This is a genomic window from Spirosoma sp. KNUC1025, assembly GCF_045160025.1.
Taxonomy (GTDB): domain Bacteria; phylum Bacteroidota; class Bacteroidia; order Cytophagales; family Spirosomataceae; genus Spirosoma.
In genome coordinates this window covers 4,356,383-4,368,981 of sequence record NZ_CP087139.1, presented here as the reverse complement: position 1 = coordinate 4,368,981, position 12,599 = coordinate 4,356,383, and the positions used below count along the sequence as shown (strand labels likewise).

Annotated in this window: 11 protein-coding genes; 4 read left to right on the top strand and 7 right to left on the bottom strand. The window is 46.9% G+C overall.

Annotated elements, in window-relative coordinates:
• The first annotated feature begins 942 nt into the window (after positions 1-942).
• On the top strand, positions 943-1,938 hold the full coding sequence (gene gap, locus LN737_RS19005; protein ID WP_405511408.1) for a type I glyceraldehyde-3-phosphate dehydrogenase: 996 nt from the start codon (positions 943-945) through the stop codon (positions 1,936-1,938).
• Between the two features lie 82 nt (positions 1,939-2,020).
• On the opposite strand, the gene trmB is transcribed toward gap, so the two are convergent.
• The 5 genes from trmB to LN737_RS18980 all read right to left on the bottom strand — a co-directional run bounded on the left by trmB (position 2,021) and on the right by LN737_RS18980 (position 4,914).
• A complete protein-coding gene (gene trmB / locus LN737_RS19000; protein ID WP_405511407.1) occupies positions 2,021-2,683 on the bottom strand; it encodes a tRNA (guanosine(46)-N7)-methyltransferase TrmB in 663 nt (220 codons plus the stop codon).
• 4 nt (positions 2,684-2,687) lie between these two features.
• Complete coding sequence (locus tag LN737_RS18995; RefSeq protein ID WP_405511406.1) at positions 2,688-3,974, bottom strand: folylpolyglutamate synthase/dihydrofolate synthase family protein; 1,287 nt, start codon at positions 3,972-3,974, stop codon at positions 2,688-2,690.
• Positions 3,975-4,286, bottom strand: a complete 312-nt coding sequence (locus LN737_RS18990; protein ID WP_405511405.1) for an energy transducer TonB — start codon at positions 4,284-4,286, stop codon at positions 3,975-3,977.
• An 80-nt stretch (positions 4,287-4,366) separates the two neighbouring features.
• Positions 4,367-4,633 (bottom strand): hypothetical protein, encoded by a 267-nt coding sequence (locus LN737_RS18985; protein ID WP_405511404.1) that lies wholly within the window; start codon positions 4,631-4,633, stop codon positions 4,367-4,369.
• Positions 4,615-4,914 (bottom strand): hypothetical protein, encoded by a 300-nt coding sequence (locus LN737_RS18980; protein WP_405511403.1) that lies wholly within the window; start codon positions 4,912-4,914, stop codon positions 4,615-4,617. The genes LN737_RS18985 and LN737_RS18980 overlap by 19 nt, the downstream gene beginning before the upstream one ends.
• 179 nt (positions 4,915-5,093) lie before the next feature.
• On the opposite strand from LN737_RS18980, the gene menD reads away from it, so the two are divergent.
• From menD to LN737_RS18965, 3 genes are all read left to right on the top strand, one after another.
• Positions 5,094-6,845 carry a 2-succinyl-5-enolpyruvyl-6-hydroxy-3-cyclohexene-1-carboxylic-acid synthase gene (gene menD / locus LN737_RS18975; protein ID WP_405511402.1) on the top strand — a complete coding sequence of 584 codons (1,752 nt, stop codon included), beginning with the start codon at positions 5,094-5,096 and terminating at the stop codon, positions 6,843-6,845.
• Between the two features lie 98 nt (positions 6,846-6,943).
• Entirely contained in the window at positions 6,944-8,548 is a 1,605-nt protein-coding gene (locus LN737_RS18970) for a serine hydrolase (RefSeq protein ID WP_405511401.1), read from the top strand.
• A 61-nt stretch (positions 8,549-8,609) separates the two neighbouring features.
• Entirely contained in the window at positions 8,610-9,386 is a 777-nt protein-coding gene (locus LN737_RS18965) for a hypothetical protein (protein WP_405511400.1), read from the top strand.
• 97 nt (positions 9,387-9,483) lie between these two features.
• On the opposite strand, the gene LN737_RS18960 is transcribed toward LN737_RS18965, so the two are convergent.
• The gene (locus tag LN737_RS18960) at positions 9,484-12,195 is read right to left on the bottom strand and encodes an ABC transporter permease (protein WP_405511399.1); all 2,712 of its coding nucleotides are present in this window, start codon (positions 12,193-12,195) and stop codon (positions 9,484-9,486) included.
• The gene (locus LN737_RS18955; protein WP_405511398.1) at positions 12,192-12,530 is read right to left on the bottom strand and encodes a PadR family transcriptional regulator; all 339 of its coding nucleotides are present in this window, start codon (positions 12,528-12,530) and stop codon (positions 12,192-12,194) included. The genes LN737_RS18960 and LN737_RS18955 overlap by 4 nt, the downstream gene beginning before the upstream one ends.
• Between the last annotated feature and the right edge of the window lie 69 nt (positions 12,531-12,599).

The following is a 12,599-nucleotide window of genomic DNA, read 5'->3' as shown; positions in this document are numbered from 1 at the left end:
GTGTAAATATTTTAAAGGCAAAAAGTAGAGCGTGGATCTTTATGTAAGCAACCGGATCATTAGGCCGTTTGATAAACCTTTTTTCAGAAGTTTAGAAAGTTGGAGCTAAAAATAGTTTGTGTCGTTTTTCCGGTTAATACTTGAGTCCAATTCGTAATACGCGTCGTTCGCCCTACTGAACTTGAGCCCTCACCCCCACCTAGGAAGTTTAAGAGTTTTATTAGTAGCAGATGATGAGAGTACGTGACAAGCTGTAATCGCGTTAAAATAACAATATCATGTCTGCTAAGCGTACTGGGAACATCTAGCCGTCTACGTATGAACAGGCAGAATTTGACAGACGATAGTCCAGAGCTTCTGTACCATAGATAGCTATTAAATCTACGGCAATCGGGTCAACACGGCTGGTAAAGGATAGGATTATAGCACAGAAGGTATTAATATACTCTCTCGGGAGAATCAGGTAGTTCATACTGGGATTATCTGAATTTATCATTCATAATTCCTAAAGCTTGTTATCCAATTTACTGCGAGCTTTTAAAAAGCACATTGGTTGAGGAAAGCAAGTTAGGGTTATTAGTATCACTCAATTCCTATTAAATATAAGAAGACTATATTATAGGCTATGTACGTTAGTAAAATTCAGTACACAATATTTAGCAAAATGAAGTTAGTATTTTAGCAATACATCTCTCCTACACTATATTTATTTAGTAGATGGCACTAATTATTAGCAATATTATGAAATAATGCCAAATATTTAGCGGAAAACGAGCAAAAAGCTAACGAATATTGACAAAATACTATTATTTTGCTAATTTGATTGCTGATGAATTACCTATTTGCTAAAATACTCCATCTAATTACTAACGTTCATTACTTCCTCTCACCAATTATTAATCTGTATATTTGGCACCGAAAACAAACAAATTTTCTCTGTTCATGGAAAAAATACGCGTTGCTATTAATGGATTTGGCCGTATTGGTCGATTATCCTTTAGAAGATTACTTGAAAAAGAAAACATTGAGGTTGTTGCTATAAATGATCTCACCGATAACGCAACCTTAGCCCATCTACTGAAATACGATTCTGTTCATGGCAAATTCGCAGGGGATGTCGCTTCCGATAACGACAGTTTGACCGTTAATGGACAACGTATCAATGCATATGCCGAACGGGACCCAAAAAATCTACCCTGGAAAGAACTAAATGTTGACGTCGTTCTCGAATCAACGGGGCGCTTCGTGGATGAAGCCGGCGCAGGTATGCACCTAACGGCCGGTGCAAAAAAAGTAGTGATCTCTGCCCCTGCTAAAGGTAATATTCCAACCGTTGTTTTGGGCGTAAACGACGATACGTTGACCGGTGAAGAAACCATCGTTTCAAATGCGTCCTGCACCACAAACTGCCTGGCGCCAATGGCAAAAGTACTGGACGATGTATTCGGTATCGAAAAAGGATATATGACTACTATCCACGCCTACACCGCTGATCAGAATCTGCAGGATGCTCCTCACTCCGATCTACGCCGTGCTCGTGCTGCTGCCTTATCGATTGTACCAACATCAACAGGAGCCGCTAAAGCAGTTGGTTTAGTACTACCTCAGTTAAAAGGCAAACTGGATGGTTATGCGTTACGTGTACCAACGCCCGATGGTTCGTTAACGGATCTTACGGTTATCCTGAAGAAACAGGCGACGGCGGAAGAAATCAATAATGCGATGAAAGAAGCATCGGAAACAACACTGAAAGGTCTGCTGGAATACACTACTGACCAGATTGTATCAATTGACATCGTAGGGAATCCTCACTCGTGTATCTTTGATTCAAAGCTGACAACCGTAAACGGCACGCTGGCAAAAGTAGTTGGCTGGTATGATAATGAGTTCGGGTATTCAAGCCGCGTTGCTGACCTGATTACAAAATTATTCAAATAATTCAATGTTGTTAATTTCCCAAATAAAAAAAATTAACAACATTTCGTGAGTTTACAAAATTAACAACGGGTGCGATGATTTCTTAAATCGCACCCGTTTTGCATTGTAAATAGTTAATTGTGAATCCTAAATTGTAAAACATAGCCTCATATTTAGTCTTTATTCCTAAATGTATATCGTTCAATTGTGAATTGTAAAGATCAGTTGTAAATTGTAAATTCACAAAACCAAACTCTCGTACTTTTTCGAGGCTATAAGCAAACAAACTAGGACTATCAGTTTTAAGATGAAGCGTACCGTTGGGCGATAATAAGCTTTTGTAGATCGCCAGGAAACGTGGGTGGGTCAATCGGTGCTTCTCCTGGCGTGGGCGTGGTTGTGGATCTGGAAACGTAATCCAGATTTCATCGACTTCAGCCAGCTCAAAAAATTCAGTTAAGAAATTAATATCCGTGCGTAGAAAGGCTACGTTTTCTAATCCAAGCTTTTGAGCCGTCTGAGACCCTCGGGCAATACGATCTCCTTTGATGTCGACGCCGATGAAATTAATATTGGGAAATGCCTGAGCAAGACCAACGGTGTACTCCCCCTTACCACAGGCAAGTTCCAGCACAATCTTGTGATCATTCTTAAAATAATCCTGCCGCCAACGACCTCGTATGGTTTTGTAAAGGGGTTTACCTACTTCAATAACATTCGTACTCTCGGCATTTTGCAGAAAGCGGTGAGTTTTACGACGCGTCACAGTACTACAATTCAGTTAATTCGGCAATGATGTAATTACTACCTGTAATTAGAATTAAATCGGCTGGCGAAGCATCTTGCAGCGCAGCATCCAGAGCAGTATTGACATCCATAAAAGACTCACCCATCCGACCCATGCGGGCTGCTTCGTGCTGTAGCTCTGCGGCAGGTAGTGACCGCGGAGTTTGCGCCTGGCAGAAATAATAAACGGCCGTTGGTGGCAGAATCGCCAGTGCTTTTGCCCGATCTTTATCCGACACCATCCCGACAACAAGACGTAATGTATCAAATGAGAGCGATTGAACCGTTTCAAAAAGGGCGTTTAACCCCGCCTGATTATGGGCGGTATCGGCAATAACTTGGGGACGTAGCTGCAAAGTTTGAAAGCGACCTTTCAGACCGGTCAGGGACGTAACAGAAGCAAAGGCACACAGTTTGGCCTCAACAGTAACGGGAAAGATGGACTGTAATACATCGACAGTTGCCAGCACGGCCGCCAGGTTATGCAACTGATACTTTCCCAGTAAATCAAGAGAAATCCGCAGGGAAGGTTTACCTGGCTGCAAAACAACGGCTTGCCGTAGGCTGTTGTCTACCCCATTATCCTGAATGGTATAGAGTTGGTCAGCCCAACTAATCGGTGCCTGAAGCGTTGCTGCAATCTCGTCAAAAACAGGAGCCGTTTCGGGTTGTGTTTCACTGATTACAACGGGTATTCCTGTTTTGATGATCCCGGCCTTTTCCCGTGCAATCAGCGGAAGGGTATCTCCCAGCACATCTGTATGATCATTCCCGATATTGGTTATCACGGAGGCTAGTGGTGTGATGACATTGGTCGAATCCAGACGGCCACCCAATCCAACTTCTATAATGGCGACATCAACGGATTGACGCGCAAAGAAGTCAAATGCCATGACCACAGTAACCTCAAAAAACGAAGGTTCAACAGATTCGATCAACCCCTTATGCCTGTCCACAAACGCAGCTACTTCAGCTTCGGGTATAGGGCGTCCGTTCAGCCGAATGCGCTCGGTAAATGCTTTCAGATGGGGTGATGTATACAACCCAACCCGGTAACCGGCCGACTGATACACAGCGGCCAGCATGTGCGATGTACTTCCCTTCCCGTTGGTTCCTGCAACATGAATGCTGCGAAACGCATGTTGCGGATTGCCCAGCGCTTCGCATAAAGCAAGCGTATTGCCCAAACCAGGCTTAATGGCTTTGGCACCAATCCGGTGAAAAACAGGGAGCCGACTATACAAGTAGTCAATCGCTTCCGGGTACTGCATTTACTTGGAGGTAATGATGAATGAAATGGTTCCGGTGGCCGTTGGCGGTGTGGCTCCTCCTTTTGGTCGAAGGCGGAGTCGTTGCACGGCTTTTCGATAGACCTCGACAACCGATGGGCTCACCGTTGTCTGCTGGGTCCGGACGCTTATAATTTCGCCATCACCATCTACGGTAATCTTAAAAACAATCTTACCCGTTTCATCTGAATCATCATTCACACTCGGCCGACTTGCCAGCGACCAGCCTGATACGTCGAAGTTCACCCCCGTTGCGGCTCCGCCAGGTGTACCATAAAATTCCTTTGCATTCACCTTGCCATTAGGATTTCCTTTGTCACCAACCCCGTTAGCATCATCCCCGTTGCTATTGCCTCCGGTGCCGGAGGCTTTACCTATGGTGCCGTTCGAGCCCCCCCGCCCGACGATTTCTTAAAAAGTGCATCATTATTGACTGTTTCCACCTTTTTAACCGGTGCCGGAGGGGCTGGTTTCTCAACCGGGGCTGTCGCTTTTGGAGCTTCGACCCGTTTAGGTTCCGGGCGCTCCGGCGTAGTAACCGGGCTTTCGGCTTTGCTGGCTATGATTGGTTTTTCCGTGGCTACTTTAGCGGGTTTCGCATCCTCCACTTTGGGGCTGGGCGTTACCCGCGTTCGCTCCACCCTAGGGGGGTATTTTCTTTCGGATTGGGCCGTTTTTCAGCCGGTTTCACTTCCTCCGGATTCGGTGATGGGGATGGTTTATTATGGGTTTGGATTCGGCCGCTCCCCCGGTTATCCGTGCCAAAGTTGACCTCCACAAACTGAATTGGGGGTGGGTTAGGAATCGTTTGGGAGAGATGGACCAACAGCAGAATTGCCACGATCACCACATTGATGATGACGGCACCAGCCAGGGATTTTACCCGAATGTCGTCCTCGTTCTCGAACGTGATACGGTTCATGTAGCAGGGATGGTTTTAAAAACGGTTTGGTATATAACGTTCAGAGCAGCAGCTTCGTTTATGTAAGCCCAACTCACTTTTCCGTTCTTTTTAGCAAAGTAACGGAAAATACTAAACCAATTCCCGGCCGGACATGCACTTTCGCGATTATGTTTGCATTGCCAACCGCCTGCATCTGTATGCCTGTTCTTCAACCTATAGTTAATATTGCTGAACTTCTTTATCGAAAAGGTATACGAGATATCATCGTGTGCCCTGGTTCACGCTCCGCTCCCCTGACATTAGCCGTTGCCCGCCATCCGCATCTACACGTTCGCGTGATGGCCGATGAACGATCAGCAGGGTTTGTAGCCCTGGGTATCGCTCAGCAAAGTCGAACGCCCGTGGGAATTATCTGTACGTCAGGCAGTGCCGTGTACAATCTGGCCCCTGCGGTGGTGGAGGCCTTTTTTCAGCAGGTGCCGCTGGTACTCCTGACCGCCGATCGGCCCCACGAATGGCTACATCAGCAGGATGGCCAAACAATCGATCAGGTCGGCTTGTTCGGCGCTCACGTTAAACGTAGCTATGATCTTCCAGCGGATTATTCCCATACCGATGCCCGCTGGTTTATTGAGCGTTCCTTGAACGAAGCCATTAACCTGAGTCGATTGCTACCGGCTGGGCCAGTCCATCTCAACGTACCTCTTCGCGAACCCTTCTACCCAACGGCCTCGGAGCCCTTTACTTATGATCCGGTACGTATCATTGATACCCTGACGGCATCGCCTGTGCTGGCCAGCGAAACCTGGCATGCCCTTTTACAGGAGTGGGATCAAAGTGAACGAACAGTTATCGCAATTGGACACCTGAACCGGAATCCTGATTTACTGAATCTGCTCCAGAAATTCACCGAGGAGCTGGGCATTCCCATCGTCGGGGAAATAACCAGCAATCTGCCTCATAACGAAGAGTTTATAACCCATACCGATACGTTTCTAACACTGTTAGATAGCGCTAAAAAGGAGGCATTACGGCCCGATCTGCTGATTACAATTGGGGGCGGTTTTCTAACCAGAAACCTAAAAACGTTTTTTCGTCAATCTTCCCTAAACGACGTGCAACCACGAAGGCACTGGCATATTCTACCGACCGTTGATCGGATAACAGATGCCTTTCAAAGTCTGACGACGCTCATTCCCGCCGATCCGTATCAGTTTCTGGTAAAGCTGTTTGCGGATATCGATTACCAGCGGTTCTTACAGGGCGATGACGACACCGATGCTAAAGGATTTCTTTCTCTTTGGCAGCAAGCCGACCGGCTTGGCGCTCAGCTTGTCGAGAAAACCCTCGGTTCTCCCGATCAACCGATGACTGACTGGTCAGCAACGCAGCAACTCCTCGAACAGTTACCGGACGGGTCAATTCTTCATTTGGCCAATAGCATGCCTGTTCGGTACGCGAATCTGTGCGGGCTGAGCGAAACCCAGCAAATCAGCGTTTACTCGAATCGGGGCGTCAGTGGCATCGACGGGTGCCTGAGCACGGCTGTTGGAGCCGCTCTGGCAACGGATAAACTGGTTACGCTCCTGATTGGGGACGTTGCCTTTTTTTATGACCGTAACGCCTTGTGGTCGGCGCCCATACCGGCCAATCTGCGTATTGTCTTATTAAATAATGACAGTGGGCATATTTTTCGCATGATTGATGGATCAAGTCAGCAACCGGAACTGGAGACCTACTTCGAGACACCCCACGGGTATACCGCCAAAAACACTGCACAGGATGCTAACCTTGCCTATCAGCTGTGCGACACACTGGAAAGCCTGAGGACTCTCCTACCCGATTTTTTCCACCCCGGCGACACTGCCAAACTGCTTGAGATTTCTACCGATAAGCATCATAACCAGGAACAATTCATGCGCTATAAAACACAGCGTAACGACGCCTAGCAGTGCCTGTAAACTATAACGATCGTTATAGTTTACAGGCACTGAAATTTAGAGCTTATCAACATCTATTTACTTTCATCATCATCTCGTCATAAGCCATGAACCTACGTATTCGACGCCCTCTTTATAGTTTCCTGCTGCTGTCTCTGATCATTTTTCACCAGAGTGCGGATGCGCAGGTTATCTCCCCTCCTCAGATCGACGCCCTTGTGCAGCGCACGCTAACAACCTTCAAAGTGCCAGGGATTGCCGTTGCCGTCGTGAAGGATGGAAAAGTTGTTCATAGTAAGGGTTACGGGCTACGCTCGCTGAAATCAACCGGGAACGTCGATGAAAACACCCTCTTCGGTATAGCTTCCAATTCGAAAGCGTTTACAGCCGCTGCACTGGGCATATTGATGGATGAAGGAAAACTTACCTGGGACGATAAGGTGATTGACTATATTCCTGAGTTCCGGATGTATAATCCTAACGTAACGGAGGAGTTTACCATTCGGGATTTGCTCACGCACCGTAGCGGACTGGGTTTGGGAGCCGGCGACCTGATGTTCTGGCCGGATTCCAGCAATTTCACCATCAAGGACGTTATCCATAATCTGCGTTACCTGAAACCGGTTTCGGGTTTTCGAACGAAGTACGATTACGATAACCTGCTGTATATGGTGGCCGGTGAAGTGATTGAACGAGTCAGTAGACAGAGTTGGGAGGCATTTGTCGAAGAACGGATTATGAAACCCCTCCAAATGACCCGTAGTGCAGGTACGTATACACGACTTAAGGACAAAATCAACGTCATTGATGCCCATGCTCCTGTGAATGGCACGGTTCAGGTTATTAACCGGGACATGTTTCGGTTTGGTAATTCAGCAGGTGGCATTAATTCCAGCGTGGCGGATATGAGTAAATGGGTGATTGCTCAACTGAACCGGGGCAAGTATGGGGATAACCTCAGCAAACAGCTTTTCAGCGAAAAAGTCCATGCAGAGATGTGGTCGCCCCAAACCATTCTTCCAGTTAGCCCCCAACCAATTCCGCCGTACAATACCCATTTTTCAGCTTATGGATTAGGCTGGGGATTAAGCGACGTGAAAGGATACAAGCAGGTTACGCATACGGGAGGTCTGGCGGGTATGGTTACGCAGGTTACCCTGCTGCCCGAACTTCAGCTAGGGATCATTGTTTTCACGAACCAGCAGGTGGGTGCAGCATTCAGCGCCATTACTAATACAATTAAAGATTCTTATCTGGGGCTTCCGCCTACTGACTGGGTACAGGTATACAAGGAGCGGGTGCAGAAAGGTCAGGATGAAGCCGATAAAATCACAAAAAGTATTTGGGAAGCTATCGACAGAGAGCAAAAAAACAATGCAGCAAAGGTTGACCTCAGTTCCTACGCCGGTACGTACCGGGACAATTGGTTTGGCGATGTGTTGATTCAGGAGAAAAGTGACAAACTGTGGTTTCAGTCCGTACGATCCCCTAAACTGACGGGCGAATTGTTTTTCTACAAAAACACGACGTTTATTGTAAAGTGGAAAAACCGCAGTTTCGACGCGGATGCCTTTGTTACGTTCCTGCCGGATGAGAACCAGAAACCCACTGCCATCAAAATGAAACCCATCTCACCGCTTACAGACTTCAGCTTCGATTTCCAGGACCTTGATTTACAACGGATATCAAACGAAAAATCAGCTAAAAAATAGCGCAGGTACCAACGGTTCTGATTAAATCCGGGTCTTAGCGGGAAAACACGTCCGCATTCCTATGAAAAACCTGCTACGTTTTCTATTCATGGCTGTCATCTGGTCAGCTTGTCAGCCAAACGACCCGGCTTCCTTCGGTGTTGAACCGCAATTGAGTGCATACGCCGATCAGGCACCGGCAGCTCAGAAACTATTCTGCAACTCCGTAAATTGTGAGAATCCGTATAGTCAGGAAATATATATGTACCGTCCCGATGGTCGGTTGAGCCGTATGGATCAGCTGAATCAAACGGCTTCAGGTAAGCTGGAAATGAGTTTTTACACTGAGTTTACCTATTCGCCAGCTGGACAATTGACCAACAAAGTTCGCTATGGAAAACTTGGGGGCGACGCCAGATGGGTACCCTACGACGAATCGGAGTATATTTATACGGACGGCCTGCTAACGCTGGAGCGCTGTTACTTCAATCAGCATTCGCCAGAGCAGCGCGTGCTGACTGGTCAAATCGAATACGTAATCCGGGACGGGAATAAAGTTGAACAAAAATGGTACGATGCCCAGCATAAACTCTATAACCGGGTTGTGAATGATTATAAAAATAATACGCTGGTTCGGGAAACGTGGTACGGTGCATCGGATAACGTAATTCGTCGGTTTGAGCACCGGTTTGCGGGAAATCGACGGCAGATTAGTGAGTATATGCCAACGTCCAGCGAATTAATCTCGCTGGTTGAGAAAAGCTACGATTCCCAGGGACGCCTTTCCAGTGAAGAAACCAAAGTAATAAATCCCCTACTGTGTACAATGCAGGCTGGCACGATCCGGTACGTATATTAACTTACCCTACCCATGTTGGTATCCCGCGGTATGGTGTCATGCTGAATGAGCGATAAGCCGGACCACAGGCGAAAACGGCAATGGTCCGGCTTATCGCTCATTCGCTTCTCAGACTCTTTACCGGGTTCAATAAAGCAGCATGAATGGCCTGGTAACTCACCGTGAGTAATGTGATGATCAACGCAAGTAGAAGCACGATCAAAAATACGCCAGCCTCAATACTTATTTTATAGGTGTAGGCTTCCAGCCATTGATTCATAGCATACCAGGCAATAGGCGAAGCCACTAAACAGGAAATAATCACCAACACAACGAAGTCTTTTGAGAGCAGCCCCCACACATTGGTTACGCTGGCCCCCAATACTTTGCGGATGCCAATCTCTTTGGTACGCTGCTCGGCCATGAACGAGGCCAACCCGAATAAGCCCAGGCACGAAATGAAAATGGCCAGCAGGCAAACAATGGCCGAAAGATTACCAATAAGTTCTTCATAATTAAATTTCTTGGCATACTCTGTATCGGCAAATTTGTAATCGAACGGATAAACGGGATTGTATTTATTGAAAATCGGAGCAATTTTTTGGATAGCTACCGAAGGAGCTACGGTTGGATTAAGTCGCACATTAATAAAATTGACCCAATTTTTATCAAAAATAATTGTCATCGGTGCAACGGCTCTATAAGCTGACCATTCAATGACGATGTCGGGAATCACCCCGATGACAGTCCAGTCTTTGCCTGCCCATCGTAGCATTTCACCGATGGGCGATCTGCCGTTACGCTGATTGAATCCCATCCGCTTGACAGCGGCTTCATTTAAAAGGACACCCGTTGAATCAGTCGTAAAATCCCTCGAAAAATCGCGTCCCTCTTTGAGTTTGATTCCCATTGTTTTGGTGTAGTCGTAACTGGTGGCAATGGTCGTGAAAATAACAGATTCATCTTCAGGAGTTGCTCCTTTCCATTTCCAGCCACTATTACTGCTCCACCATTGGGTGGGTGGCGCATTGGTTTTACAGATAGAGGCCACGGCTCCCGTAGCCATTAGTTCGGCCTCTAGCGCTTCAAAATGGCTGAGTAAATCTTTCGAGGAATTGACAGATATAAGCCCTTGCCTGGTGAAACCAATCGGACGGTTTTTGCCATGTTGTATCTGCTGATAAATGATGATGGTGCCAATCATCAGTGCAATGGAAAATGTGAACTGAATAACCACCAAAATTTTCCGGGGCCATGAAGCGTTCTTACCGATATGAACACTCCCTTTGAGAATCTGTACTGGGTTGAACGATGATAAATAGAGTGCTGGATAACTGCCTGCCAGTAGGCCCGTAAAGACAGTAAACAGGACTAGTAGACCCCAGAAAATAGGATTCCCGAATTCGACGTTTATAGTTTTCTCGGTTAGTTTATTAAAGTAAGGCAGCGCGATCAGGACAATACCTGATGCCAGAAGCAGCGCCAGAGCCGCAATCAGGGTTGATTCACTTAAAAACTGCCCGATGAGTTGTTTACGTCCTGAGCCGACCGCTTTGCGAACACCCACTTCTTTCGCCCGTTTTTCGGAACGGGCTGTACTGAGGTTCATAAAGTTGATACAGGCAATAACCAGGATAAACAAACCAAATATGCCGAACACCCGCACATATTGGATAAAGCCACCCGTATTTTTCCCGTCGGTAAACTCCGAATAAAGTCGCCATTTAGCCATAGGATGCAGGAAAATTTCAGGCTTGACCTGGTTTCTTGACGTAGGGTCACTTGGTGACAAATGGGTCAGGATCACATTTTTTATTTTCGCATTGGTTTGTGCTGGATCAATGCCGTCTTTGAGCTGTGCAAAAACACCCCAGTCATTATTTCGCCAATCCGTTTTGGCGTAATTTCGTACCCAGTCATAGCGGGCCTCCTGCAAATGCCAGGGGAGCAGATAGTCGAACTGAAGCGTAGCATTATGTGGTTGTTTGGCAAGTACGGCTGTTACCTTTAAATCGACCGCATTATCTAATCGAACAATCTTGCCGATAGGGTCCTGATTCCCAAAAAGAGCCAGGGCTGTTTCATCCGTAAGTACTATCGAATAGGGTTCCTTGAGCGGGTTTTTAGGTCCATTCAGGATGTTCAGCGAAAACATATCAATAGCTTCGTCGCCAATATACATTCCGTGTTTAATGAATTTCTGATTCCCTACGACCAGCGAACGGTTACCCTCTGATCGCTCATACATTGCTACACCCTTAAAGTCCGGGTAGTTGGTCTTTAGCTCCTCGCCCAGTGGAAAGGGGATGGCATCCTGCGTTCCCCGCTTCCCATCGAAGGTTTGGTTTAATTTTACCTCATAGAGCGTTTCGTAATTTTTGTGGTGCTTGTTAGCCGATAGTTCATCTTTTATCCAGAGCCCAATCAGCATAGCCACCGCCATGCCCACGGCTAATCCGCCAATATTGATGGCTGAATACGATTTGTTTTTGAGCAGATTTCGAAAAGCGATGGTTAGATACGAGCGAATCATAACAGGATGCAGGAAAAAGTTTGTCGAATCGTCACTATATGTAGAATATCGGCGTTTAATACCAGAACCAGGTTCACCTCGCCAGAGTCGTGGATGCAGTAACAGAATCAGCTCCACTACGTATTGCAGTTGGGCTTTGGTGTACCCACTCCGTTGGCCTCGTTTATGGAACAATTCCTCCATATCGCCCTGAATTTCTTCCCGCTGGTGCGGGGCGGTGATTCTGGCCAGTAGCCGCTGAGCCCAACGGGGTGGTTTTCTGTTGCCAGGTTGGGATGGTATCGATTTGCGGTTCATGCTATACTTCCTCCAAATGCAGCTTTTGGGATATCAGACCACAGGTCGTTACGTATCCGTCGGGCATCCTGCAAGATCGTCTCTCCAGCCGCCGTTACAGTGAACAATCGCTTACGTCGCCCTCCCCGTTCGGCGGTAGACTCACCAAACCGGGAATGCACCAGTCCTTTCTCTTCGAGCCGTTGCATCGTTCGATGAACAGCACCTAAACTCATAGGCCGTTCTAACCGCTGACTGAGTTCTTCCACAACGGCAACACTGTACGCGTCATCGTAAAGTAGTGCGATGGTCAAAAGCACGATTTCTTCAAATTCCCCTAGTTGAGAACCCTTCATAGCGCGCTGATTTATATCCTACTCGTTTGTATAGCAAATAGGCAGCCAATTTTAGAAATGGCCGTTTCC

Excerpts from the sequence above, each read along its gene's own strand:
- gap (WP_405511408.1), top strand. The coding sequence starts at position 943 with ATGGAAAAAATACGCGTTGCTATTAATGGATTTGGCCGTATTGGTCGA.
- LN737_RS18995 (WP_405511406.1), bottom strand. The coding sequence starts at position 3,974 with ATGCAGTACCCGGAAGCGATTGACTACTTGTATAGTCGGCTCCCTGTT.
- LN737_RS18980 (WP_405511403.1), bottom strand. The coding sequence starts at position 4,914 with ATGAACCGTATCACGTTCGAGAACGAGGACGACATTCGGGTAAAATCC.
- menD (WP_405511402.1), top strand. The coding sequence starts at position 5,094 with ATGCCTGTTCTTCAACCTATAGTTAATATTGCTGAACTTCTTTATCGA.
- LN737_RS18970 (WP_405511401.1), top strand. The coding sequence starts at position 6,944 with ATGAACCTACGTATTCGACGCCCTCTTTATAGTTTCCTGCTGCTGTCT.
- LN737_RS18965 (WP_405511400.1), top strand. The coding sequence starts at position 8,610 with ATGAAAAACCTGCTACGTTTTCTATTCATGGCTGTCATCTGGTCAGCT.
- LN737_RS18960 (WP_405511399.1), bottom strand. The coding sequence starts at position 12,195 with ATGAACCGCAAATCGATACCATCCCAACCTGGCAACAGAAAACCACCC.
- LN737_RS18955 (WP_405511398.1), bottom strand. The coding sequence starts at position 12,530 with ATGAAGGGTTCTCAACTAGGGGAATTTGAAGAAATCGTGCTTTTGACC.